The sequence below is a fragment of the Actinomycetota bacterium genome, assembly GCA_016700055.1.
Classification (GTDB): domain Bacteria; phylum Actinomycetota; class Acidimicrobiia; order Acidimicrobiales; family Ilumatobacteraceae; genus Kalu-18.
The window spans coordinates 2,815,983-2,839,970 of record CP064997.1; the positions used below are offsets into that span (position 1 = coordinate 2,815,983).

Genomic DNA, 23,988 nt, shown 5'->3' on the forward strand with positions numbered 1-23,988 from the left:
CGCCATGGTGAGACCACTCCTCGTCAACGCTCTCGAGCTGCTCCGCCGGCCGGGTTCGGAGCGCCTCGTGGTGCTCGACATCGACGCCGACGAGCTGGGCCTGGCCGACGAGCGCCTCGCCGATGATGCGCGGGTCGACATCGAGCTGCGCGTGGAGAGCCTCACCGACGGCCTCGTCGTCGACGGTTGGGTGAGCGCTCCGTATCTCGTCGAGTGCCGGCGGTGCCTGCGCCCGATCGGGGGTGTCGCCCGCGCGGCGTTGCACGAGCTGTACCAGCTGGAACTGACCGATCCGGACGCGTTCCCGATCGAGCACGAACAGGTCGACCTCGAGCCGATGGTGCGTGAGGCGGTCCTGCTGGAGCTGCCCGATGCGCCGCTGTGCCAGCCGGCCTGCGCCGGCCTGTGTCCGGTGTGCGGTGTGGATCGCAACGTGGAGCAGTGCGGCTGCGCCCCCGACGTGGTCGACGAACGCTGGGCGGCATTGGACGTGCTGCGCGGCAACGTGCCCGACGGCTGAACCGGCGGGCTGGTCGGTTCCTCGATGGCGCCGCTAGTCTTTCCCGGCCTTTGTCGAGGAGAGATCGCCGTGGCCGTTCCCAAGAAGAAGAAGTCGAAGTCGAAGACCCGTAGTCGCCGGGCGGGCGCCTGGAAACTGGGCAGCCCGTCACGCAGCATCTGCCCTCGGTGCGGGAACGCGAAGCTGCCCCACACCGTGTGCCCTGCCTGCGGGTGGTACAAGGACCGCGTCGCGGTCGACGTCGGCTGATCTCCGAACAGACGATGCTCCCGATCGCCGTCGACGCGATGGGCGGCGACCGTGCGCCGGGCGAGATCCTCGCCGGCGCCCACGACGCTGCCGCGCTCGGCATTCCCGTCGTCCTCGTCGGCCCGGCCGAGCTAGAGGGCCTCGGTGATCTGCCCCTGATCGTGGCGAGCGAAGTGATCGAGATGCACGACGACCCCGCCCAAGGGGTGCGGCGCAAGAAGGACTCGACGCTCGTGAGATGTGCCGAGGCCGTGCGCGACGGGCGTGCCTCGGCGATGATCTCCGCCGGCAACACCGGCGCGACGATGGCTGCCGCGCTGTTCCGCATGGGGCGCGTGAAGGGCGTCAACCGCCCGGCGATCGCCACACCGATACCGGTACCCGGCTCGACGCCGACCGTGCTCCTCGACGCAGGTGCCAATGCCGAGGTGCAGGCGGAGTGGCTGGTGCAGTTCGCCCAGATGGGCTCGGTCTACGCGCGCCACCGCTTCGGCATCGCCGTTCCCCGCGTCGGGCTGTTGTCGATCGGCGAGGAGCCCGGCAAGGGCGACTCGCTCCGCAAGGAGGCGTTCGGCCTGCTCGCGAGCGCGGCGGGGATCGAGTTCGTCGGCAACGTCGAAGGCCGCGACATCATGAGCGACGACGTCGACGTCGTCGTCACCGACGGCTTCACCGGCAACGTCGTGCTGAAGACGCTCGAAGGCGGGATCAAGACGGTGGTCCGCGCGTTGCTCGAAGCCTTCAACGCCGAAGAGGCGAACCGCCCACACGCCGAAGCCCTGCTGCCGTCGCTCATGCCGCTGTACGAGAGCCTCGATCCCGACACCTACGGAGGCGCCGTGCTGCTCGGTGTGGACGGCGTCTGCATCATCTCCCACGGCTCTTCGGGCGCACGGGCGATGGTGAACGGCATCAAGGTCGCGGCCGAGATGGTGCGCGGTGGCATGGTCGACGAGATCCGCTCTGCCGTCGCTGCCGAGTCCTGAACGGCCCGACCGCTACCATCTCCGCGAGCGCCGGCCGGCCGTGGTGGTCGCGGGCCGTGCGCGGAGCCGCACCGAGGAGGAACCCGTGCCCGCCGAGACCCACGTCGTCGAGGGACCGCTCGACCGCCCCGCGATCTTCGAGATCGTCCGCGACCGCCTCGCCGACATCCTCGAGATCGACCCGTCGACGATCAGCGAAGGGCAGTCCTTCGTCGACGATCTCGACGCCGACTCGCTGGCGCTGATCGAGCTCGTCGAGGCGCTGGAGGAGGAGCTGGGGGAGCGCTCGGTGGGCTTTCGCATCGAGGACGAAGACCTGGAGGACCTGAAGACCGTCCGTGACGCGGTCGACTACGTCTTCGCGCGCGTTCAGGCTTCCGGGTGAGCGGACCACGGTGACCGACCGGCTCGAGATCCGTCCGGACCTCGGCTCCGGCAGCCGTCCAGATCTCCTCGAGCTGGCCGGGCGCCTCGAGTACTCGTTCCGCGACCCGGCGCTGCTCGAACGCGCGACCGCCCATCGTTCGTGGTGCGCGGAGCACGGCGGCCAGCCGTCCAACGAGCGCCTCGAGTTCCTCGGCGACGCGGTGCTCGGCTTCGTCGTCGCCGACCTCGCGTTCCGCCGCCACGGCGAGCTGCCGGAGGGCAAGTTGACCGACCTGCGCAAGAGCGTGGTCAACGCCCAGACGCTCGCGGCCGTCGGCGCCGAGCTCGACCTCGGCCGGCACCTGCTCCTCGGACGCGGCGAGGACGCGGCCGGCGGCCGGCTGAAGGACTCGATCCTCGCCGATGCCGTCGAGGCGGTGATCGGGGCGGTGTACCTCGACGGCGGCAGCGCCGAGGCGTACGCGCTGATCGAGCGCTTGCTCGACGACCGCATGACCCGCGCTGTAGAACGCCTGGACCGGCTCGACCACAAGACGTCGCTGCAGGAGCTCGCCGCCCGGATGCGCGAAGGGGCGCCGGTCTACGTGCTGCACGAGGAGGGCCCGGACCACGCGAAGCGGTTCTTCGCGAGCGTCTACCTGGAGGGCCGTCTGCTCGGCGAGGGCGAAGGGCGCTCGAAGAAGCTCGCCGAACAGGCGGCGGCCGAGGTGGCCTTCGCTCGCATGCAGACGGGCTCGGCGCACTGAGGCCGGCGGTTTGCCCGAGCTGCCCGAGGTCGAGACCGTCAGGCGCGGGCTGGAGGCCCACGTCGTCGGGCATCGCATCGAGCGGGTCGAGGTCGGGCGGGAACGCACCGTGCGGCGCACCTCGCGCGAGGCCCTCGTCGCCGGCCTGAGCGGCGCCACCATGACCTCGGCCGGCCGGCGCGGCAAGTACCTGGTCTGCCCGCTCGACACCGGCGACTCGCTGATGGTCCACCTGCGGATGAGCGGCCAGCTGCTGCTCGCTCCGCCCGGGGCACCACGGCCGGCGCACACCCACGTCGTCATGCACCTGGCCGGAGCCGGCCAAGGCGCGGAGGTCGGCGCAGCACGTGAGCTGTGGTTCGTCGATCCGCGCACGTTCGGTGAGGTGGTGGTGTTCGACCCCGACAACGCCGAGCAGGAGGTGCCTGAGCTGGCCCGCCTCGGCGTCGACCCGATTGCCGACGACCTCAGCCGGGCGGTGCTGCGCTCGATCCTGCTCGGTCGCAGCCGGCGGCTGAAGGCGCTGCTGCTCGATCAGCACCTGATCGCCGGCATCGGCAACATCTACGCCGACGAGATCCTGCATCAGGCCAGGTTGCGCCACGACCGTGTCTCGTCGACGCTCACCGCCCGCGAGATCACCCGCCTGCACGCGGCGATCCACGACGTGTTGCGCGCCGCGATCGACGAGGGTGGCTCCACCTTGCGCGACGCCCAGTACGTCGACCTGACGGGGGGAGACGGCGGGTACCAGCTGTTCCATCGCGTGTACGAGCGCGCCGGTCAGCGGTGCCTCACCTGCGGGCGCGCGACGATCGTGCGCGAGATGGTCGCCGGGCGTTCGACGGCCTACTGCCCCCGCTGCCAGCACTGACGCGCCCTGACGCGCGAATCGGGCCCGCGGGTGGCCAGATGGTGCCCTCTCGGCGACGCTTGGCGCGTTATCGTCGCCGGTTGCCGTGTTCTTGAAGACGCTCACCCTCAAAGGCTTCAAGTCGTTCGCCGACACCACCGTCTTGGATCTCGAGCCGGGTGTCACCGTCGTCGTCGGCCCGAACGGCTCGGGTAAGTCGAACGTCGTCGACGCCATCGCGTGGGTGCTCGGCGCACAGGCTCCCAGCTCGGTGCGCAGCCAGAAGATGGACGACGTCATCTTCGCGGGGACGGCGAAGCGGGCAGCGCTCGGCAGGGCCGAGGTCACCTTGACGCTCGACAACTCCGCGGGCCTGCTGCCGCTCGAGTTCTCCGAGGTCAGCGTGAAACGCACGCTGTTCCGCACCGGTGAGAGCGAGTACGCGATCAACGGCGTGGGGTGCCGCCTGCTCGACGTCCAAGAGCTGCTCTCCGACGCCGGAGTGGGGCGCCAGCAGCACGTGATCGTGAGCCAGGGCCAGATCGACGCGGTGCTCAACGCGAGGCCCGAGGAGCGGCGCTCGGTCATCGAAGAGGCGGCCGGGGTGCTGAAGTTCCGCAAGCGCAAGGAGAAGGCCGAACGCCGGCTGGAGGCCACCGAGGCGAGCCTGCTGCGTGTACAGGACCTGTTGCGTGAGGTCCGCCGGCAGCTCCGCCCGCTGGAACGCCAGGCCGAGGCCGCCCGCCGCCACGACGACCTCGTCGCCGAGCTCTCCGCGCTGCGGTTGTTTCTCGCCGGACGGGAGATCGCCGGCCACCGCCGGCGGCTCGAGGTGCTCGGGCGCGATCGCGAGGCGGCCACGGTGCAGGAGCGGGATCTGCGCCAGATGCTCACCCGGCTCGACACCGAGGTGATCGGCGCCGAGGCAGAGCTCACCGCGCGGGGCGACTTCGACATCGGTGACGAGCTGGTGCGGGTGGAGCAGCTCCGTGAGCGCACGCGCGGCCTCGCCGCCGTGCTCGTCGAGCGTCGGCGCTCGATGGAGCGCGACCGCGGCCAGCTGATGGACGCCGGAGTGGTCGCGAACCTGGAGCACGACGCCGCCCGCGTGCAGGACGAGCTGGCGCTCGTGTCTGCCGAGCTCGGCACCCTCGCGCCACGCGCCGACGAGCTGGCGGCCGAGGAGGCCGCGTTCGGCGCCGAGCGCAGGCTGGCGCTGGAGGCGCTCGACGCCGGCGGTGAGCCGGCGATGGCGGCGAGTGCTGCTGCCGAGGTGCGCGGCGAGTTGAGGTCGCTGCTCGGCTCGCTCGGGCGCGCCGAGTCCGAGCGCGAGCGCGCCCGGCACCGCGTCGATCAGCTGCGTGATCGCCTCGGCCGCCTCGGTGACCAGGTCGAGCGGTTGCGGGCGGACTGCGGCGCGGCCGAGACCGTCGAAGCACCCCTCGTGGCCGAGGTGGAAGAGGCAGAGGCGCGCCGGCTCGAGGCCGAGGCCGAGCTCGACGGGGCCACGGCGAGTCAGCGGAGCTGCGCGGCCACGCTCGCGCGCTGGCAGGCCCGTTCCGAGGCACTACAGATGGCGCTCGACAGCGCGCGCTCCCGTGCAGGTGCAGAGCATCTCGCCGGTGTCGACGGCGTCGTCGGCACGCTGATGGAGCTCGTCGTCATCGACGAGGGCTGGGAAGCCGCGGTCGAAGCAGCCCTTGGCGAGGCGCTGCTCGGCGTGGTGGTGCGTGACGCCGCGGCGGCGCGCCGGGCGCTCGAGCACCTGCGCTCGGCCGACGCGGCCGGTGCGGTGCTGTCGCTCGGGGCGACCGCGGTCGCTCCGCGCCATCAGGGCGTCCAGCCGGCCGGGGATGCGGTCCGCAAACGGGTCTCGGCGCGCGACGCGAGGGTCGAAGGGCTGCTCGACGTGCTGCTCGACGGTGCCGTGCGCGTGGCCGGCTGGCGAGAAGCGCTGGACGTGGCGCTCGCGCACCCCCACACGGTCGTCGTCACCACTGAGGGAGACCGGTTCGGAGCCGCTGGCTGGCGCCTGGCCGCTGCCTCCGGAGGCGCCACCGCGGCAGCGCTCGAGGAGGCCGACGAGCAGGTGCTCGTCGCTACCGAGGCGCTCGAGGCGTGCAGCGCCGAGGTCGCCGAGGCGAGTGCCAGGGTGCACTCCGCGACCGGCGCCGCCGACGACCTGCACCGCAAGCTCGACGCGAACGACGCCCGGTTCACCGCTGCGTCGGAGTCGCTCGCGCGCGTCCAAGGCGATCGACGCGAGCTCACCACCGAGGTCGAGGTCGCCGAGCGCTCGCTGACCGACCTCGACGACCGCCTCGAGCGTGAGCGCGCACGCATCGCCGAGCTCGAGCTCCTCGTGCCCTCGCTCGAGGCCGACGAAGCTGCCGAGTCGGCGGCGGTCAGAGCGCGCACCGAGCTGCGTTCGGAACTGGAGACCCGCGCCGCGGTGCTTGCCGGGCGTCGCAAGGACCTCGACGTCCATCGCGCCGGGCTGCACGAGCGCAGCCAGCTGCTCGAACAGCGCCTGGCCGAGACCGAGCGCCGCCTCGCCGCCGACGCCGAGGCCAGGGCCAGGGCGGCCGGGCAGCGGGAGCTGATCGAGCGGTCGGTGCGGGCCGTCGACCGCCTGGGTGCGCTCGTCGACGCCGACAGGCACCTGATCGAGCACCGGCTGGCCGCGCTGCACGAGCGGCGTCGGCGACTGAGCGACGAGGTGAGGGCGGTGTCTGCGCGCCTCGACCAGCTCCGCCGCGAACGCGCCGCAGCCGAGACGAGCCTCGACGAGGTGCGCGAGCGAGTCCGCCGGGTGGAGATCGACGAGGCCGAGGTGCGAATGCGGCTCGAAGCCGCCGTCGAGACGCTGCGCCGCGACCTCGACACCGAGCCCGACGTGGCGATGGCTGCCGAGTTGCCGACCCTGCCGGAGGGCGCGACCGCGCCCCAGCGCGTTCGGGAGCTGGAGCGTGAGCTGCGCCTGCTCGGCCCGATCAACCCGCTCGCCCTCGAGGAGTGGAACGAGCTGCAGGAAAGGCACCGCTTCCTCGAGGAGCAGCTCGAAGACGTGCGGACCACGCGGCGCGAGCTGCTGCGGGTGATCAGGGCCGTCGATCACGAGATCCAGTCGGTTTTCGCCGCCGCCTTCGCCGACGTCAGCGCGAACTTCACCGATCTGTTCACGACGCTGTTCCCCGGTGGCAGCGGCCGGCTGATGCTGACCGACCCCGACGACCTGTTGAACACCGGCATCGAGGTGGAGGCCAAGCCGGGCGGCAAGAACGTGAAGAAGCTGTCGCTGCTCTCCGGTGGCGAGCGCAGCCTCACCGCGCTCGCCTTCTTGTTCGCCGTGTTCCGCAGCCGGCCGTCGCCGTTCTACGTCATGGACGAGGTCGAAGCCGCGCTCGACGACGTGAACCTGCACCGCTTCCTCGGACTCGTCGCCGAGTTCTGCCAGGAGGCGCAGCTGCTCATCGTCAGCCACCAGAAGCGCACGATGGAGGCCGCCGACTGCCTGCTCGGGGTGACGATGCAGCCCGGCGGCTCGTCGAAGGTGGTCACCGAGCGGGTGTCGGCCGGCACCTGAGCAGCAGGTGGGCGGCGCCGGTCCAGGGCTAGCGTGGCCGGCGCCATGTTGTGGATCTACCTCGTCCTCATCGCGTTCGTCGTGGTGTTCGGCATCGGCGTGCTGCTCGTCGGCCGCCACCGCGCCCGACCGTCCGCCTCGCCAGCCCCTGCCCCCACGCGGCGCCCGCCGGTGCCACCCCCGCAGCCCGTCGAGGACGAGCAGGCTGCACCCGGCTCGACGATCGTCGTCGAGGCGGAGGCTCCCAGCTTCCGCGACCGCATGGCGCGTGCGCGCGCCACCCTCACGTCCGCCTTCGTCGGCGTACGCAGCCGCTCCGGCATCACCCCGCACTCGTGGGACGACCTGGAAGAGGCCCTGCTGCGCGCGGACGTGGGTGTGAAGGTCACCGACGACCTGCTCGACGACCTGCGTTCGCGGGTGCAGTCGAAGGAGATCTCCGAGCCCGACCAGCTCCTCGACGCACTGCAGGCAGATATGTCCGCGCGGCTCGCCGGCGCCGACCGGTCGCTGCTCTTCGAGCCCGGCCCAGAGGGCTCGCCGAACGTGTGGCTGTTCGTCGGCGTGAACGGGGTCGGCAAGACGACGACGATCGGCAAGGTCGGTGCCCAGCAGGCGGCGGAGGGCAGGCGCGTGCTGATGGCCGCCGGCGACACCTTCCGCGCCGCGGCCGCCGAGCAGCTCGACGTCTGGGCGCAGCGTTCCGGTGCCGAGCTCGTGCGCGGCGCCGAGGGCGGCGACCCCAGCTCGGTCATCTTCGACGGCATCCAGCGCGCGGCGGCGCGTGGCTACGACCTGGTGCTCGCCGACACCGCTGGCAGGCTGCAGAACAAGAGCAACCTGATGGAAGAGCTGCGCAAGGTGCGCCGCGTGGCGGGCCGTGAGCCGGGCCGGGTCACCGAGGTGCTCCTCGTGATCGACGCGACCACCGGCCAGAACGGCCTCGCCCAGGCCCGCGAGTTCCGCGAGGCCACCGAGGTGACCGGCGTCGTGCTCACCAAGCTCGACGGTTCGGCCAAGGGCGGCATCGTGTTCGCCATCGAGACCGAGCTCGGGATCCCGGTGAAGCTCGTCGGACTCGGCGAGACGCTCGGCGACCTGGTGCCGTTCGATCCCGACGAGTTCGTCGCCGCGCTGTTCGGCGATTGAGACCCCCCGCTCATCTAGCGGAACGACCCGGGAACCAGATCACCGCCGACTACGTCGTAAGCACATGACGCCATCTCGCCGCACGTTCCTCGCCCTGTCCGCGACGTTCGCCCTCGTGCTCTCCGCCTGCGGCGGCGACGGCTCCGACGCCGGTGGGCCACCGGTCATCCAGGTCGCCGCGGCCCCGTCCGGAGGAGGCGCCGCGGCGTCGGCCGAGTCCGTCGGGGGCGGTGGCGCCCCGGCAGACGTGGCGACAGCCGACGGCAAGATGATGGCCGACGCGATGACGATGCTCGCGTACATCGAATACCGCCTCGCCGCCGAGTTGCCGGCATTCGACACGGAGGCCGCCTCGTGGACGCTGCCCGACGTCACGGTGACCGCCGACCAGGTGCGTGAGCTCGCCGCGGTCTTCGCTGTCACCGGGGAGCCCCGTGAGCAGCCCGCCGACTGGGGCGGGGGATGGATCGTCGGCCCCGACGACGGCTCCGGGCCCTCCCTGGGAGTTTCCGGTGACTCGACGGCTTACTGGTGGTACTCGCCCGCGTGGCAGGACACCGCGGCGGTGGGGTGTGCCGTGGCCGAGAGCAGCGAGGGCGGGGACGCCGCCGGCACCTCGGACGCCGCCGTCACCTCGGACACCGTCGCCACCTCGGACACCGCCGAACCGGCCGTCGACATGCCTGCGGTCGAGTGTCCCGAGATGGAGCCTCCTGTCGGCGTTCCCACCGCAGACGAGGCCGAGGCGAAGCTGGGCGAGCTGATGGCCAGCCTCGGTGAGGATCCCGGCGAATACGTGTTCGAGACCTGGGCCGACGAGTGGAGCGCGAGCCCGACGGCTTACCGCCTGCTCGACGGTGTTCGCTCCCCGCTGTCGATCACCGCGAGCTACGGGGAGAACGGCGAGCTGATGTACGCCGGCGGCTATCTCGCCGATCCCCAGCGCGATGCGGACTATCCGCGCATCGGCACCGCCGCCGGCCTCGAGCGCCTGCAGCTCGGCAACGACCCCGTCTTCGCCGGCTGGGCGGCCTACTCGGGCGCGGCCGTGAAGAGCGTCGAGGGCGGAAGCGTCGAGGCAGGAAGCGACGACGTCGTCCCCGACACGATGGCCCTGGTCGACCCCGCAGTCGACCCCATGGTCGACCCCACGGTCGGCATCGAGCCGATCGAGCCGATCGAACCGATGGTCGTCGACATCGTCGGGGTCGAGGAGGAGCTCGTCATGGTGTGGTCCGTCGACGGTCCGATCCACCTGTTGCCCGGCTACAGCTTCCTCGACGCCGACGGCGGCCGGTACTCGGTCAGCGCCGTACCCGCCGAGTTCCTGGTGCCGGTCGAGCCCGTCCCGGTCGACACGGTCCCCGTGGACACGGTCCCGCTGCCCGATACAGCTCCCCCCGACACGGCAGTATCGGAGACCGTGGCACCGGTCGACACTGCGCCCGTCGAGACCGGCACTCCCGGCAGCGACGCGGCCACGGCGCTCGACGTCGCCGACCTCGTCGGGCTCGCCGAGGAAGAGGCGGTCAAGGTGATCGAGACGAGCGGCTTCGTCGCCCGCGTGGTCGAGCGTGACGGCGAGGTCTTCCCGGCCACGATGGACTACCGCGAAGACCGGGTGAACCTCGTCGTCGCGGCGGGTCTCGTCACCTCCGCCACCATCGGCTGAGCACCACCGCGGGCCGGTAGGCTCGGGCCCTCACCATGTTCGACACACTGTCCAACCGGTTCGAGGGCATCTTCAAGCGCCTGCGCGGCAAGGGCCGCCTCACCGACGACGACGTCGACGAGGTGCTGCGCGAGATCCGCACCGCCCTGCTCGAGGCCGACGTCAACGTCGGCGTCGTGCGCAACGTGGTCGCCCGCATCCGCGAGGCCACCATCGGGCTCGAGCTGTCCCAGGCGCTCGACCCCGGCCAGCAGGTGGTGAAGGCGGTCAATGCCGAGCTGACCAACATATTGGGCGGCGAGACGCTGCGCATCGCGTACGCGTCGAAGCCTCCGACGGTGGTGCTGATGGCCGGTCTGCAGGGGTCCGGCAAGACCACCAGCGCGGCCAAGCTCGCCCGCTGGTTCAAGGCGCAGGGCCGCCAGCCACTGCTCGTCGGTGCCGACCTGCAGCGCCCCGCAGCCGTCGAGCAGCTGCGCACCCTCGGCCGCCAGATCGACGTGCCGGTCTTCTCCGAGCCCGGAGATCCGGTGCAGACCGCCAACCGCGGCCTGGCCGAGGCACGCCGGCTCGGCAAGGACGTGCTGATCGTCGACACCGCCGGGCGCCTCGCCATCGACGTCGAGATGATGGAGCAGGTGCGCCAGGTGTCGCTGGCGGTGCAGCCGAACTACACGTTCCTCGTCGTCGACGCGATGACCGGCCAGGATGCCGTCGGGGTGGCCGAGGCGTTCCACGAGACCCTCGAGATCGACGGCGTCATCATGTCCAAGCTCGACGGCGACGCCCGCGGCGGCGCAGCGCTGTCGGTGAAGGAGGTCATCGGGCGTCCGATCGCGTTCGCTTCGACGGGAGAGAAGCTCGACGCGTTCGAGCAGTTCCACCCCGACCGCATGGCGGGGCGCATCCTCGGCATGGGCGACGTGCTCACCCTGATCGAGCAGGCCGAGCAGGCGTTCGAGCAGGAAAGCGCCGAAGAGGCCGCGATCCGCCTGCTCGAGGGTGAGTTCACCCTCGACGACTTCATGGAGCAGATGCAGAGCCTGAAGAAGATGGGTCCGCTCGGCAACGTGCTCGGGATGCTGCCGGGCGTGCCGAAGGAGCTGAAGGGCGCCCAGATCGGCGACGACCAGCTGAAGCCGATCGAGGCGATCATCCGCTCGATGACGCCAGAGGAGCGCCGCCGGCCCGAGGTGATCAACGGCGGGCGCCGGTTGCGCATCGCGAACGGCAGCGGCACCACCACCGCTGACGTCAACCGGCTGGTGAAGCAGTTCTCCGAGATGCAGCGGATGATGAAGCGCATGGGAATGAGCCCGAAGGGCGCCAAGGGCAAGAAGGGCAGGCGCAAGATGTCGCTGCCCTCGATGCCGGGTATGCCGGGGATGCCCGGGATGGCGGGATTGCCGGGAATGCCCGGGACCGCCGGCAACTTCCCCGACGTGCGCTGAGCCGCCGGCGTACACCGCGTCCGGCTTCGCAGGCACCGGGCCACGTTGGGGGCGAGGTGCCCGACCGCTAACCTTGCGAGGTTTCCCGAGCACCCGAGGAGCCCTGAACGAGATGGCAGTGAAGCTGCGCCTCACCCGAGTGGGCAAGACCAAGCAGCCGCAGTACCGCATCGTGGCGACCGACTCACGCTCGCCCCGAGACGGCCGGTTCATCGAGATCGTCGGTCAGTACAATCCGCGCAGCGAGCCGTCGGTGGTCACGATCCAGAACGACAAGGCCGTCAAGTGGTTGCTCCAGGGCGCCCAGCCGACCGACCGCGTGCGCAAGCTGCTCGAGGTCTCCGGCGCCTGGGACGAGTTCACCGCCGCCCGCGCGGCCAAGTGACGCCTCGCCCGTGGACGACATGACCGACGACATGACCGAGTTCGACGAGGTCGAAGAGGGCAACCGGCGTGACGACGTCGTCGCTCCGACGGCAGTGGCCGTGCTCACCCACATCGTGCGTTCCATCGTCGACGCCCCCGACGACGTCCACGTCGACGTCGTGGCCGGCCGCAACCGCACCAAGCTCGAAGTGAGCGTCGGCCCTGGCGACCTCGGCAGGGTCATCGGACGCCGGGGCCGTACCGCGCAGAGCATCCGCTCCGTGGTGCGTGCAGCCGCGGCGAAGGACGCTGTCGACGTCGACGTCGACTTCGTCGACTGAACCACCCAGCCAGAATGGCGGCCCAGGTCCCCCCGGGACTGCTCGAGGTGGGCCGCATCGGGCGGGCGCACGGTGTGCGCGGCGAGCTCTATCTCGACCTGTCCACCGATCGCGTCGAGCGCGCCGAACCCGGTGCGCGCCTGTGGGCGGGGGAGTGGCTGACGATCACCGCCTCGCGCCCCGTGCCGGGGCGCTTCCTCGTTCATGTCGACGGTGTCGACGACCGGGCCGGTGCCGAGCGCCTGGTGAACCGGTTGGCCTACGCCGAGCCCGTCCTCGACGACGACGTCTTGTGGGTCCACGAGCTGATCGGTGCCCGGGTGGTGGAGGTCGGCGGCGCCGACCGGGGCCGGTGCGTGAGCGTCGTCGCCAACCCTGCTCACGAACTGCTCGAGCTCGACTCCGGGGCGCTCGTGCCGGTCACCTTCGTCGTGTCGTTCGACGACGGGGTCGTCGAGATCGACCCCCCGCCAGGGCTGTTCGACCTGGCCGAGGGCGAGCCCACGTAGCCTGGGCGCTCCCATGCGGATCGACGTGTTCACGATCTTCCCCGACCTCGTCGACGGCTTCTGCGCGCAGAGCCTGCTCGGCCGGGCGCGCGAGACCGGGCTGGTCGAGCTGTGCTGCCACGACCTGCGTGAGCACACCACCGACGTGCACCGCAGCGTCGACGACGCTCCCTTCGGCGGCGGCGCGGGCATGGTGCTGCGCCCCGATCCGGTGTTCGCGTCGGTCGAGGCCGCGGCGCCGCCGCGCCCGCTCTACCTGCTCGGCCCCGGCGGACGCCGGTTCGATCAGGACCTCGCGCACGAGCTCGCCTCGCTCGCCGGGTTCAGCTTGCTGTGCGGGCGCTACGAAGGCGTCGACCACCGGGTACGGGAGCACCTGGTCGACGGCGAGCTGTCGGTCGGCGACGTCGTGTTGGCCGGGGGAGAGGTGGCGGCGTGCCTGGTGATCGAAGCGGTCACCCGCCTGCTGCCGGGGGCGATGGGCAACGCGGCGAGCCCGGTCGCGGAGAGCTTCGGCGCCACGGGTCTCCTGGAGGAGCCCCACTTCACCCGCCCCGCCGATTTCAAGGGGTGGTCGGTGCCCGAAGTGCTGCGCAGCGGTGACCACGCTCGCATCGAGCGGTGGCGCCGCGCCCAGGCGTTGCATCGCACGCTGCGCTACCGGCCAGACCTGATCGAGCGGCGCGGAGGGCTGAGCGACGCCGAGCGGCGGCTGTTGGAAGAGGTACCTCCGCTCACCTATCCTTGAGCGTTCCACTCGCCGCCCAACAGGACCGAGCCCCCATGAAGACCACCGACATCGTCGACCTGCAGAACCTTCGCGAGGACATCCCCGACTTCCGCCCTGGTGACGAGCTGAAGGTCCACGTCCGGGTGGTCGAGAGCGGCAAGGAGCGGGTCCAGATCTTCCAGGGCAACGTCATCGCCATCCAGGGCTCGGGCGTAGCCGAGACCTACACCGTGCGCAAGCTCAGCTACGGCGTCGGGGTCGAGCGAACGTTTCCCAAGCACAGCCCGATCGTGGCCAAGGTCGAGGTCGTGAAGCGCGGCGACGTGCGCCGGGCCAAGCTGTACTACCTGCGCGATCGCGTCGGTAAGGCCGCCCGCGTCAAGGAAAAGCGCGAGAGCTGAGCCTCGCGCCCCGGCCTGAGCAGCGCCTCCGTGACACCTGACGATCTCGAGCAGTTCGAGGCCGAACGAGAGCTGCAACTCGCCCAGGAGTACCAAGACGTCGCCGGCATGTTCCGGTACGCGGTCGAGACCGAGCGCCGCTTCTATCTCGCCAACTCGGTCGAGCTGCACCTGCGTGGCGACGGTGCCCGGCCCCTCGTCGAGGTCGAGCTCACTGATGCCTGGGTGTGGGACATGTACCGCAAGGCGCGCTTCGTGCCGAAGGTGCGGGTGCTCACGTTCAAAGACGTCAACGTCGAGGAACTGGCGAACCCCGAGCTCGACCTCTGAGCGCGTCTTCGCCGTAGACGAAGCCGAACCTCGTAGAAGGAGCACGTTGTGGTCGAACGCAGCCGGTGGGTCGAGATCACCGACGCCAATCCAGAGCATTCGGCCTGGTACATCGAGCGGTTCCGCCAGATGGCGGCCAACGGTGACGACTTGGCCGGCGAGGCCCGCTTCGTCGACGCGCTGGTGGGTCGCGGGGCGCGCATCCTCGACGCCGGGTGCGGCCCCGGGCGGGTGGGGGGCTTCCTCGGCGCTGCGGGTCACGACGTGGTCGGCGTCGACGTCGACCCGAGGCTGATCGCCGCGGCCGAGCAGGACCATCCCGGCCCGCTCTGGTTGGTGGGCGACCTGGCCGAGCTCGACCTGCCCGAGCAGGGGATCACCGAGGGCTTCGACGCCATCGTCTGTGCGGGCAACGTGATGACGTTCCTCGCGCCGAGCACCAGGGGTGAGGTGTTGCGCCGGCTGGGGCTGCACCTGCGGGAGCAGGGCCGCATCGCCGTCGGCTTCGGTCTTGCCAGGGGCTACGACCTGGACGACTTCCTCGGCGACATCGCCGATGCCGACCTGTTGCCCGACGACCTGTTCTCCACGTGGGACATGCGCCCGTTCACCGGCGACTCCGACTTCGTGGTCGCTCTGCTGAGCTTCTCCCGCCTCTAGGAGCGAGACTGAGATGGTGGACCTGGCCGTCGCCGTCACGCCGCTCTACTTCGCCTCGATGGCGTGGGAGCGCCTGGCCCTGCAGCGCCGCGCCGCTCGGCTGGGGCCGAGCGCGGCCGACTACACCGGCCCCGACACCGCCACCAGCCTGGGCATGGGTGTGCTAAGCCTGACCACACCGATCACCGCCGCGCTCGTCGCCGCGACTGCACCGCGACGCGCGAAGCGCGGTGCGCTCGGATGGGCAGTCGTCGGGGTCGCCGCATCGGCGGCCACGGCGGCCACCATCGCCGACCGCGTCGTTCGCCGCGCGGATGTGGAGCCCGAGGCCGATCGCGGCCGCGTCGAGCGCGCGCGGAAGGTGGCCGAGGTGGGTGGGGTGGTCGCGCTGGCTGCCGGAGGCGTAGCGCTCTGCGGCGCGGCCGCCACCGCCACGAGTGCGAAGCGGATGTGGCGCAAGGGCGGTCACCGGCGCGACCTCGGCAACGGGGCGCTGGCTTGGTCCGTCGCGATGGTCGGGTGGGACCTCGGCTACTACTGGAACCACCGCCTGATGCACGAGGTGCGTGCGCTCTGGGCGATCCACGTGCCGCACCACTCGAGCGAGCACTACAACCTGTCCACCGCGCTGCGCCAACCAGTCGCCGGGGCGTTCGGCGTGTGGGTGCCGTACGGGGCGATGGCCCGCTTCGGTGTGCGGCCGAACATCATCGGCGTCTCGCACGGTCTCAACCTGATCTACCAGTACTGGATCCACACCGACATGATCCGTTCGCTCGGGCGGGCAGAGGCCGTGCTCAACACCCCGTCGCACCACCGCGTGCACCATGGCAGCAACCGCCGCTACATCGACCGCAACCATGCCGGCATCCTCATCGTGTGGGACAAGCTGTTCGGCACGTTCCAACGCGAGATGCCGATCGCCGACCCGGTGGTGTACGGGCTCACCAAGAACGTCGGCACCTACAACCTGTGGACCGTCAGCACCCACGAGTACCGCGACATCGCCCGTGACGTGGCCCGCAGCAAGACATGGCGCGATCGGGTGGGGTTCGTGGTGCGCAGCCCGGGTTGGGCGATCAGCCGGCGTGCCGAGCTCGACGAGCTCGACCGGCTCGACGCCCGCGACTCCCTCCAACCCGCCACGGTGTGATCGCGGGCCGGCGACGGTTCAATGTCGACGCTTCCCCCTGATGGCCCGACGGTCGTAGGGGTGAAGCGGATGTCCGACGGATCCGGGAACGCGAACCGCGCCCGTGGCGCGTGGGCGGAAGAGCAGGTGGCCCGCTGGTACCGGGCGAGCGGTTACGAGGTGCTCGATCGCAACTGGTGGTGTGAGCACGGCGAGCTCGACATCGTGGCCGGCAAGGGCACGTTGGTGGTGTTCTGCGAGGTGAAGGCACGAGCCACCGGCGCGTTCGAGAGCCCCTCGCTGGCCGTCGGCTTCGCGAAGCAGCGCCGGTTGCGGCGGGTGGCCGCGGTCTGGCTGGCGGTGAGCGGGCGACGTGGTGTCGAGGTGCGCTTCGACGTCGCGGCGATGACCGGGGTGCACCTCGAGGTGCTCGAGAACGCGTTCTGAGCAGGCGGCGGACGCCTCAGCCGAGGAACGCCCAGGCGACGAGCGCCACCACGACCACCAGCGCGGCGAGCACGAACAAGTAGTCGGCGACGTTCGTTCGGTGCTTCTGGTACGGATTGAAACCCACGGCGGTCAGTATCGTCGGCCGGCATGCAGACAATCGACGTGGCTCGTGCGGACGGCATCGTCACCATCACCCTCGACGCCCCGGCGAAGAAGAACGCGATCAGCGCTCTGATGTGGGACGAGCTGTACGCGACGTTGCGTGAGGTGCAGCCGAGCAGCACGGATCGCGTGGTCGTGATCACCGGCGCGGGTGGCGAGTTCTGCTCCGGGGCCGACCTGTGGGACAGGGGAGGCGAGGCGCGCCACACGCACCAGCTCAGCTCGATGCGCGCGATCACCGAGGTGGCCTTGGCGCTCGCCCGCCTGCCCCAGCCCACCATCGCGAAGGTGCGCGGCGTCGCCGTCGGCGCCGGCTGCAACCTGGCGCTCGGCTGCGACCTGGTGGTCGCCGGCGAGACGGCACGGTTCTCGGAGATCTTCACCCGCCGCGGGTTGTCGCTCGACTTCGGCGGGAGCTGGATCCTGCCAAGGCGCGTGGGGCTGCACCGCGCGAAGGAGCTCGCCTTCTTCGCCGACATCATCGACGCCGCCGAGGCCGACCGGATCGGGCTCGTCAACCGGGTGGTTCCCGACGCCGAGCTCGACGAGTTCGTCGACGCGTGGGCCCGCCGGCTGGCCGCCTTGCCGCCGATCGCCCTCGCCCAGAACAAACGGATGCTCAACAACTCGATGAGCCTCAGCCTGGAGCAGGCGCTCGAAGACGAAGGCGCGGCGCAGACGGTCAACTTCGGCACCAGGGACACCGTCGAGGCGATCTCCTCCTTCGTCGACAAGCGGGAGCCCACCTACGAGGGCCGCTAGCAGCTCGCGCGGGTGACCGCCGGGCCGCGCGGGCGCTCGCTAGCGTGGGCGCAGTCATGCGACTGCCAACACGCGGGAGCGCTGCCGTGGCCGTGTCGGCGGTCGGATTGGTAGCCGCCGCCGCGCTCGTGTTGACGATCTCGCCGACGAGTGCCGGTGCCCAGGACGACACCAGCGGCGCCGAGACGACGTCTCCGCCGCCGACGTCGAGCACGCTGCCGCCGGGCTGCTTTCCGCCGGAACCGGTGCAGGCCGTGTTCGTCGGGCGGGTCGATGTCACCGACGTCCGCACCGCCCGCTTCGCGGTCGTGCAGGTGCGCTCCGGGTCACTCGGGCAGTTCGCGGTGGAAGGCTTCGTCGACGTCGACTACGGCGAGGACGTGCGCTACCTCGTGATCGGTGATCAGTACCTGGTGGGCGCCGGTGTCGACGACGCGACCGGGCGACTGGCCTCGCGCATACGCGAGCCCGCGCCGATGTTCGGCGGCGACCAGGTGGTCGGCATCGACGACTCGGGAGAGGATTGCCCCGAGTTCGAGGACGCGATGCGCACCCTGCGTCTGGACGGTTCGACGATCGACTCCGGTGTGCTCAGCCCGATGCTCGACGACAGGCGCGGCCTGCTGGGGGCGCTGCTGCTTCCTGCCGCGTGGGTGCTCGGCCTGCTCGTCGTCCTGGCCGCGCTGCGCGGTGTGTTGCTGGGCGTCGGCAGGGGCACGGCGCGCCTATGGCGAGGTGAGCCGCTGGTGCAGACCCACCCGGCACCGCGCACCCCGCGCCCACGCTGACGGGGCGTTCGGCCCTGCCACGGGTGTCTCAGCCGGCGGCGGCCGCAACGGCGCGGGCGCGCAGGTCGGCCACCGCGTGGGCCAGCCCCAGCTCGTCGCGGTACAGCGCGGTGCCGGCGATCAGCACGTTCGCACCCGCCGCCGCAGCGCCGGCGATGGTTGCGGGGCCGATGCCGCCGTCGACCTCGATGTTGACCGTGTCGGCGAGGCCCCTCGCGTCGAGCAGCGCGCGCAGCTCTTGGATCTTCGGCTCCATCGCGGCGATGTAGGACTGGCCCCCGAAGCCGGGGTTCACGGTCATCACCAGCACCAGATCGACCAGGTCGAGCACGTGGGCGACGGCCGAGACGGGTGTCGCCGGGTTCAGCGCGACGCCGGCCGTGGCGCCCATCGAGGCGACGTTGCCGAGCGTGCGGTGCAGGTGGGGGCACGCCTCGGCGTGCACGATCAGCCGGCTGCACCCGGCCTCGACGTAGCGCTCGGCGAGCACGTCGGGGGTGAGCACCATCAGGTGCGCCTCGAACGGCACGGTGGTGTGGCGGCGGGCGGCGGCGATGACGTCGGGGCCGAACGTGAGGTTAGGCACGAACTGGCCGTCCATCACGTCCCACTGCACGAGGTCGACCCCTGCCGCCTCGAGCGCGACCATCTCCTCGCCCAGCCGGGCGAGGTCGGCGGTGAGAACTGAAGGCGCGATCTGGACCGGCAGCGACACGACCCGAACCTAGCTGCAGGACCCGGGAAGGGCCGCGACCCGGGAGCGCCTTAGCCTTGCCTGCTGTGGACCGGCGCAGGATCACCCTCCGGGTCGACAAGGTGGTCGCCGGCGGAGACGGGCTCGGGCGCGAGGACACCGGGCGGGTGGTGCTCGTCACCGGGGCGCTACCCGGTGAGCTGGTCGTGGCCGAGATCGACCGCGAGCGCCGTGACGTGGCCTTTGCCCGCACGGTCGAGGTGATCGAGCCAACTGCTGCGCGACGCACTCCGCCCTGCCCGGCGGTCGAGCGCGGCTGCGGCGGTTGTGGCTGGCAACACGTCGAGGTCGACGCCCAGCGCGAGTTGAAGCGACAGATCGTCGTCGAAGCGCTGGAGCGCACCGGCCGCATCGCCGATCCTGCCGTGACCGTCGCCCCGGCGCTCCCCGACGAGCGCTACCGCACGACGGTTCGTCTCGCGGTCGACGCTGAGGGCCGGGTGGGGTTCCGCGCCGCGCGGCGCCACGACGTCGTGGCGGTCACGGACTGCCTGGTCGCCCACCCGCTGCTTTCCGAGCTGCTCGGTCGTTTGCGTCTTCCGGATGGGGAGGAGATCGTGCTCCGCGTGGGCGCGGCCACCGCCGAGCGCGCCGCCTGGTGGACGCCCGCGCAGCTGGCGCGCCCCGCATCGCTGCCCGACGACGTGCAGACCGGTCGGCGGGGTCATGTCCACGAAGTGGTCGGCGGACGGAGGCTGCGTGTCGGCAACGGCGCCTTTTTCCAGCCGTCACGAGAGGCGGCCGAGGCGATCGTCGACGCCGTGCGCCGAAGCGCGGGCCCCGCCAGGGACTGGCCGGCGGGCGCCGTCGTGGACGCGTACGGCGGCGTCGGGCTGTTCGCCGCGACCGTGGTCCCCGCGGACCGGCCGGTGGTCGTGGTCGAGTCCGCTGCCCCAGCGTGCGCGGACGCGGCCGTCAACCTGGCAGGCCACCGGGCCGAGGTGGTGAATCGCCAGGTCGAGTCGTGGCAGCCGTGTCCGGCCGCGCTCGTGATCGCCGATCCAGCCCGCGCCGGGCTCGGCCGGCAGGCCGCGCAACGCCTGGCGGCCACCGGCACCCCACTGCTCGTGCTCGTCTCCTGCGACCCGGTGTCGCTCGCCCGCGACGCCGGGCTGTTGCGCGAGCACGGCTACCGCCTCGCCGGCGCCGAGGTGATCGACACGTTCCCGAACACGACGCACGTCGAGGTGGTCACCCGCTTCGAGCGTGTGGGCACCGGCTGAGCCATCTGCGATGCTGGCGCGATGTTGCAGCCCGTCGTCTCGACCGAGGTGGCCGTAGCGCTCGCCGATCGACGACCCGTGGTCGCGCTGGAATCGACGATCTTCTCGCACCTCGGCCTGCCCAGCCCGCACAACGCCGCGGCGCTCGACCGCTGCCAAGGCGCGATCCGCGCCGGTGGCGCCGTCCCGGCGGTGACGGCCGTGGTCGACGGCGTGGCGCGCGTCGGGTTGGAGCCCGGCGAGGAGGCGCGGATCCTCGGCCCCGCCCGCAAGGCGGCCGAACGTGACCTGGCCGTGGCCGTGGCCCAGCGGTGGGATCTCGGCGCGACCACCGTTTCGGCCTCCGTCGCTCTCGCCGCGGCCGCAGGGGTGTCGGTGTTCGCCACCGGCGGGATCGGCGGTGTGCACCGCGAGGCCGAGGTGACCGGTGACATCTCGGCTGACCTCGACGCGCTGGCCAACCATCCCGTGGTGACGGTGTGCGCCGGAGCCAAGGCTTTCTTGGACCTGCCGCGCACCCTCGAGTACCTGGAGACCGCGGGGGTGCCGGTGCTCGGCTGGCGCCACGACTGGTTCCCGGCCTTCTACACGCGTTCGTCCGGGCTGGCGGTACCCCACCGGGTGGAGACCGCCACCGAGGTCGCCGCGGTGCTGGCCGCCCGCGCCCGACCGCGCACGGGGGTGCTGCTGACCGTGCCGATCCCCGATGGCGACGAGCTGGACGCCGCCGAGCTGGAGGCGGTGCTCGCCGACGCCCTCGCCGCCTGCGCGAGGGAGGCGATCACCGGCGCCGCGGTGACGCCGTACGTGCTCGGTCGCATCGCCGCGGCGACCGCGGGGCGCAGCGTGCCGGCCAACCTCGCGCTGGCGGAGAACAACGCTCGCGTGGCGGCCGACGTGGCCGTCGCGTTGTGCGCCCGCTGAAGGTCGAAACGCTCAGCGGGCGAGCGCGGCGATCAGCTGCTCGACCTGTTGGTCGAACGGTGTCACGGGGGTGAGATGCAGCTCGGGCCGCTGCGGGGGCTCGTACGGGGAATCGATCCCGGTCATGCCCTCCAACTCGCCGCGCCGGGCCCGCGCGTAGAGCCCCTTCGGGTCGCGTCGCTCGCATTCGGCGAGCGGGGTGTCGACGAACACCTCGACGAAGCGATGTCCGGCCAGCTCGTGGATTCGGCGGGCCCGCGCGCGTCCGGCCCGGAACGGGCTGATCACGGGCACGAGCACGACCAGCCCCGCGTCGGCCATCAGCCGCGCCACCTCGCCTACGCGCCGCACGTTCTCGTCACGGTCCTCATCGGAGAAGCCGAGGTCGCCGTTCAAGCCGTGGCGCAGGTTGTCGCCGTCGAGCACGTACGCGGCGCGCCCGGAGCGCACGAGGGCGTCTTCCACCGCGAAGGCGAGCGTCGACTTGCCCGACCCCGACAGCCCGGTCAGCCACACGGTTGCTCCAGGCCCACCGGTCGCGCCGGCCCGCACCTCGGGAGCGAGCGCGCTCGCGTGCCAGGTGACGTCGGGGGACCGATCGGAGGTCATCGGCGCAGACGGGTCACGGTGCCGCGCCGATGAGCATTCCGCCGGCGACGGTCTCGTTCGTGGCCTCGTCGACGAGGATGAAGCTGCCCGTCGTGCGATTGCGCTGATACGCGTCGAACGTGAGGGGAGTGGTCGAGCGGAAGCGGATGCGACCGATGTCGTTCATCGCGAGGGTGTCGGACTCTTCGCGGTGCAAGGTGTTGACGTCGAGCCGGTAGAGGAGCTCGCCGACCCTGCACCGGGCCGAGCGCGTGGTGTGCTTCAGCGCGTACATGCCGCCGGGTTGCAGCGGCTTGGTGGAGAACCAGCACACCATCGCGTCGAGGTCCTGGCTCATCTCCGGGTGGTTGTTCGGCCGGCAGAGCAGGTCACCGCGGGAGATGTCGATCTCGGCCGAGAGGCGCAAGGTGACGGCCATGCCCTCGACGGCGGTGGCGACGGGGCCGTCGGCGGTGTCGATCCCGACGACGGACGCGGTCAGTCCGCTCGGCAGTGCCATCACCTCGTCGCCGACGCCGAACGACCCACCGGCGACGGTGCCCGCGTAGCCGCGGTAGTCGTGGTGGTCGTCGTCGAACGGGCGGATCACGTACTGCACGGGAAAGCGCGGGTCGATCAGGTTGGCGTCGCTGCCGACGTACAGGTTCTCGAGGTGCCACAGCAGCGTCGGGCCGTGGTACCACGGCATCGCGGGTGAGTGCGAGATGACGTTGTCGCCGTGCAGCGCGCTCACGGGGATGAACGTGACGTCGGTGAACGTCAGCTTCCGCGCGAAGTCCCCGAACATCGAGCGGATCTCGTCGAACACGCCCTCTTCGAAGTCGACGAGGTCCATCTTGTTCACACACACCACCAGGTGGGGCACCCGCAGCAGCGAGGCGATGACCGCGTGCCGCCGGGACTGCTCGGTCATCCCCTTGCGGGCATCGACGAGCACCAGCGCGCAGTTGGCCGTCGACGCGCCGGTGACCATGTTGCGCGTGTACTGCACGTGGCCGGGGGTGTCGGCGATGATGAACTTGCGGTGGGGCGTAGCGAAGTACCGGTACGCGACGTCGATGGTGATCCCCTGCTCGCGCTCGGCGCGTAGGCCGTCGGTGAGCAGCGCGAGGTTCACGTAGTCGAGGCCGCGGCTCTGCGAGGCATGCTCCACCTGCTCGAGCTGGTCCTCGAAGATCTGCTTCGCGTCGAGCAAGAGGCGTCCGATCAGGGTGGACTTGCCGTCGTCGACGCTTCCTGCCGTGGCGAATCGCAACAGCTCGGTCATCAGAAGTAGCCCTCCCGCTTGCGGTCCTCCATGCCTGCTTCGCTGATCCGGTCGTCGGCGCGAGTGGCGCCGCGTTCGGTGATGCGGGCCGCCGCGACCTCGGCGATCACTTCTTCCACCGTCGCCGCCATCGACTCGACCGCGGCGGTGCAGGTGGCGTCGCCGACCGTGCGGAACCGCACCACGCGGTCTTCCAGTTCCTCGCCCGGGATGAGCTGGATGAACTCGGTGTGCGCGTACAGCAGGCCGTCACGGCGGAACACCGGGCGGCGGTGGGCGTAGTAGATGGACGGCAACGGAACCGGCTCCCGCTGGATGTACTGCCACACGTCGAGCTCGGTCCAGTTGCTGATCGGGAAGACGCGGATGTGCTCGCCCTTGCGGTGGCGGCCGTTGTACAGGCTCCACAGCTCGGGCCGCTGGTTCTTCGGGTCCCACTGGCCGAACTCGTCGCGGAAGCTGTACACGCGCTCTTTCGCCCGTGCCTTCTCCTCGTCGCGCCGGCCACCGCCGAACACGGCGTCGAACTGGTTGTCGTTGATCGCGTCGAGCAGCGTCACCGACTGGAGCCTGTTGCGGCTGGCCCGCGGGCCCGACTCCTCGGTGACCCTGCCCCGATCGATCGAGTCCTGCACCGAAGCGACGACGAGGCGCACGCCGTACTGCTCCACCATCTCGTCGCGGTACTCGTACACCTCGGCGAAGTTGTGCCCGGTATCCACGTGCATGACGGGGAACGGGATGCGGGCGGGCAGGAACGCCTTGCGGGCGAGGTGGAGCATCACCGCGGAGTCCTTGCCGCCGCTGAACAGCAGCACCGGCCGCTCGAACTCGGCGGCGACCTCGCGGAAGATGAAGATGCTCTCGTCCTCGAGCTGGTCGAGGTGGCTGCGGGCGATGGCGGAAGGCGAGGTCATGGCTCCGGGGAGGTAGGTAGCATTGTTGACAAAACTAGTCGGGATTCTACCATGTGGATCGGCG

The 23,988-nt window shown here is 71.1% G+C and carries 27 protein-coding genes; 23 read left to right on the top strand and 4 right to left on the bottom strand.

Annotation, left to right across the window (positions count from 1 at the left end; all coding sequences use genetic code 11):
- The first annotated feature begins 4 nt into the window (after positions 1 to 4).
- The 21 genes from IPM43_13620 (at position 5) to IPM43_13720 (ending at position 18,230) form a co-directional block, all read left to right on the top strand.
- Complete coding sequence (locus IPM43_13620) at positions 5 to 520, top strand: DUF177 domain-containing protein (protein QQS24432.1); 516 nt, start codon at positions 5 to 7, stop codon at positions 518 to 520.
- A gap of 69 nt (positions 521 to 589) precedes the next feature.
- The gene (gene rpmF / locus IPM43_13625; GenBank protein ID QQS24433.1) at positions 590 to 769 is read left to right on the top strand and encodes a 50S ribosomal protein L32; all 180 of its coding nucleotides are present in this window, start codon (positions 590 to 592) and stop codon (positions 767 to 769) included.
- A gap of 14 nt (positions 770 to 783) precedes the next feature.
- The gene (gene plsX, locus IPM43_13630; GenBank protein ID QQS24434.1) at positions 784 to 1,755 is read left to right on the top strand and encodes a phosphate acyltransferase PlsX; all 972 of its coding nucleotides are present in this window, start codon (positions 784 to 786) and stop codon (positions 1,753 to 1,755) included.
- A gap of 85 nt (positions 1,756 to 1,840) precedes the next feature.
- Positions 1,841 to 2,140 (top strand): acyl carrier protein, encoded by a 300-nt coding sequence (locus IPM43_13635; GenBank protein ID QQS24435.1) that lies wholly within the window; start codon positions 1,841 to 1,843, stop codon positions 2,138 to 2,140.
- 28 nt (positions 2,141 to 2,168) lie between these two features.
- Entirely contained in the window at positions 2,169 to 2,888 is a 720-nt protein-coding gene (rnc, locus tag IPM43_13640; GenBank protein ID QQS26467.1) for a ribonuclease III, read from the top strand.
- Positions 2,889 to 2,898: 10 nt separating this feature from the next.
- Positions 2,899 to 3,762, top strand: a complete 864-nt coding sequence (mutM, locus tag IPM43_13645) for a bifunctional DNA-formamidopyrimidine glycosylase/DNA-(apurinic or apyrimidinic site) lyase (GenBank protein ID QQS24436.1) — start codon at positions 2,899 to 2,901, stop codon at positions 3,760 to 3,762.
- 85 nt (positions 3,763 to 3,847) lie between these two features.
- Positions 3,848 to 7,327, top strand: a complete 3,480-nt coding sequence (smc, locus tag IPM43_13650; protein ID QQS24437.1) for a chromosome segregation protein SMC — start codon at positions 3,848 to 3,850, stop codon at positions 7,325 to 7,327.
- 45 nt (positions 7,328 to 7,372) lie between these two features.
- Positions 7,373 to 8,476 (top strand): signal recognition particle-docking protein FtsY, encoded by a 1,104-nt coding sequence (ftsY, locus tag IPM43_13655; protein ID QQS24438.1) that lies wholly within the window; start codon positions 7,373 to 7,375, stop codon positions 8,474 to 8,476.
- Between the two features lie 64 nt (positions 8,477 to 8,540).
- Positions 8,541 to 10,148: a hypothetical protein gene (locus IPM43_13660; protein QQS24439.1), complete on the top strand. Its 1,608-nt coding sequence runs from the start codon at positions 8,541 to 8,543 to the stop codon at positions 10,146 to 10,148.
- A gap of 35 nt (positions 10,149 to 10,183) precedes the next feature.
- Complete coding sequence (ffh, locus tag IPM43_13665; protein ID QQS24440.1) at positions 10,184 to 11,599, top strand: signal recognition particle protein; 1,416 nt, start codon at positions 10,184 to 10,186, stop codon at positions 11,597 to 11,599.
- Between the two features lie 112 nt (positions 11,600 to 11,711).
- Positions 11,712 to 11,984, top strand: coding sequence for a 30S ribosomal protein S16 (gene rpsP, locus IPM43_13670; GenBank protein QQS24441.1), 273 nt, complete (start codon positions 11,712 to 11,714; stop codon positions 11,982 to 11,984).
- Between the two features lie 31 nt (positions 11,985 to 12,015).
- Positions 12,016 to 12,306 carry a KH domain-containing protein gene (locus tag IPM43_13675; GenBank protein ID QQS26468.1) on the top strand — a complete coding sequence of 97 codons (291 nt, stop codon included), beginning with the start codon at positions 12,016 to 12,018 and terminating at the stop codon, positions 12,304 to 12,306.
- A gap of 14 nt (positions 12,307 to 12,320) precedes the next feature.
- A complete protein-coding gene (locus IPM43_13680) occupies positions 12,321 to 12,815 on the top strand; it encodes a ribosome maturation factor RimM (GenBank protein ID QQS24442.1) in 495 nt (164 codons plus the stop codon).
- A gap of 13 nt (positions 12,816 to 12,828) precedes the next feature.
- Positions 12,829 to 13,563: a tRNA (guanosine(37)-N1)-methyltransferase TrmD gene (gene trmD / locus IPM43_13685; GenBank protein QQS24443.1), complete on the top strand. Its 735-nt coding sequence runs from the start codon at positions 12,829 to 12,831 to the stop codon at positions 13,561 to 13,563.
- Positions 13,564 to 13,598: 35 nt separating this feature from the next.
- Entirely contained in the window at positions 13,599 to 13,946 is a 348-nt protein-coding gene (rplS, locus tag IPM43_13690) for a 50S ribosomal protein L19 (protein QQS24444.1), read from the top strand.
- Between the two features lie 30 nt (positions 13,947 to 13,976).
- Positions 13,977 to 14,276: a DUF2469 family protein gene (locus tag IPM43_13695; GenBank protein ID QQS24445.1), complete on the top strand. Its 300-nt coding sequence runs from the start codon at positions 13,977 to 13,979 to the stop codon at positions 14,274 to 14,276.
- A gap of 48 nt (positions 14,277 to 14,324) precedes the next feature.
- Positions 14,325 to 14,936 carry a class I SAM-dependent methyltransferase gene (locus tag IPM43_13700; GenBank protein QQS24446.1) on the top strand — a complete coding sequence of 204 codons (612 nt, stop codon included), beginning with the start codon at positions 14,325 to 14,327 and terminating at the stop codon, positions 14,934 to 14,936.
- A gap of 13 nt (positions 14,937 to 14,949) precedes the next feature.
- Positions 14,950 to 16,089 (top strand): sterol desaturase family protein, encoded by a 1,140-nt coding sequence (locus tag IPM43_13705; protein QQS24447.1) that lies wholly within the window; start codon positions 14,950 to 14,952, stop codon positions 16,087 to 16,089.
- A gap of 69 nt (positions 16,090 to 16,158) precedes the next feature.
- Positions 16,159 to 16,515: a YraN family protein gene (locus IPM43_13710; GenBank protein ID QQS24448.1), complete on the top strand. Its 357-nt coding sequence runs from the start codon at positions 16,159 to 16,161 to the stop codon at positions 16,513 to 16,515.
- A gap of 150 nt (positions 16,516 to 16,665) precedes the next feature.
- A complete protein-coding gene (locus tag IPM43_13715; GenBank protein QQS24449.1) occupies positions 16,666 to 17,442 on the top strand; it encodes an enoyl-CoA hydratase in 777 nt (258 codons plus the stop codon).
- Between the two features lie 56 nt (positions 17,443 to 17,498).
- Positions 17,499 to 18,230 carry a hypothetical protein gene (locus IPM43_13720; GenBank protein ID QQS24450.1) on the top strand — a complete coding sequence of 244 codons (732 nt, stop codon included), beginning with the start codon at positions 17,499 to 17,501 and terminating at the stop codon, positions 18,228 to 18,230.
- A gap of 28 nt (positions 18,231 to 18,258) precedes the next feature.
- Here IPM43_13720 and rpe read toward each other — a convergent pair whose 3' ends face one another.
- On the bottom strand, positions 18,259 to 18,945 hold the full coding sequence (gene rpe / locus IPM43_13725; protein ID QQS24451.1) for a ribulose-phosphate 3-epimerase: 687 nt from the start codon (positions 18,943 to 18,945) through the stop codon (positions 18,259 to 18,261).
- Between the two features lie 65 nt (positions 18,946 to 19,010).
- Here rpe and IPM43_13730 point away from each other — a divergent pair, with 65 nt between their 5' ends.
- Positions 19,011 to 20,207, top strand: coding sequence for a class I SAM-dependent RNA methyltransferase (locus IPM43_13730; protein QQS24452.1), 1,197 nt, complete (start codon positions 19,011 to 19,013; stop codon positions 20,205 to 20,207).
- 21 nt (positions 20,208 to 20,228) lie between these two features.
- Positions 20,229 to 21,131 (top strand): pseudouridine-5'-phosphate glycosidase, encoded by a 903-nt coding sequence (locus IPM43_13735; GenBank protein QQS24453.1) that lies wholly within the window; start codon positions 20,229 to 20,231, stop codon positions 21,129 to 21,131.
- Positions 21,132 to 21,143: 12 nt separating this feature from the next.
- On the opposite strand, the gene cysC is transcribed toward IPM43_13735, so the two are convergent.
- The 3 genes from cysC to cysD are packed head-to-tail and all read right to left on the bottom strand — an operon-like array spanning position 21,144 to position 23,924.
- Positions 21,144 to 21,740, bottom strand: coding sequence for an adenylyl-sulfate kinase (gene cysC, locus IPM43_13740; protein ID QQS24454.1), 597 nt, complete (start codon positions 21,738 to 21,740; stop codon positions 21,144 to 21,146).
- A gap of 13 nt (positions 21,741 to 21,753) precedes the next feature.
- Positions 21,754 to 23,007 (bottom strand): 50S ribosome-binding GTPase, encoded by a 1,254-nt coding sequence (locus tag IPM43_13745; protein QQS24455.1) that lies wholly within the window; start codon positions 23,005 to 23,007, stop codon positions 21,754 to 21,756.
- The gene (cysD, locus tag IPM43_13750; GenBank protein QQS24456.1) at positions 23,007 to 23,924 is read right to left on the bottom strand and encodes a sulfate adenylyltransferase subunit CysD; all 918 of its coding nucleotides are present in this window, start codon (positions 23,922 to 23,924) and stop codon (positions 23,007 to 23,009) included. Before cysD ends, IPM43_13745 begins: the two co-directional genes overlap by 1 nt.
- Between the last annotated feature and the right edge of the window lie 64 nt (positions 23,925 to 23,988).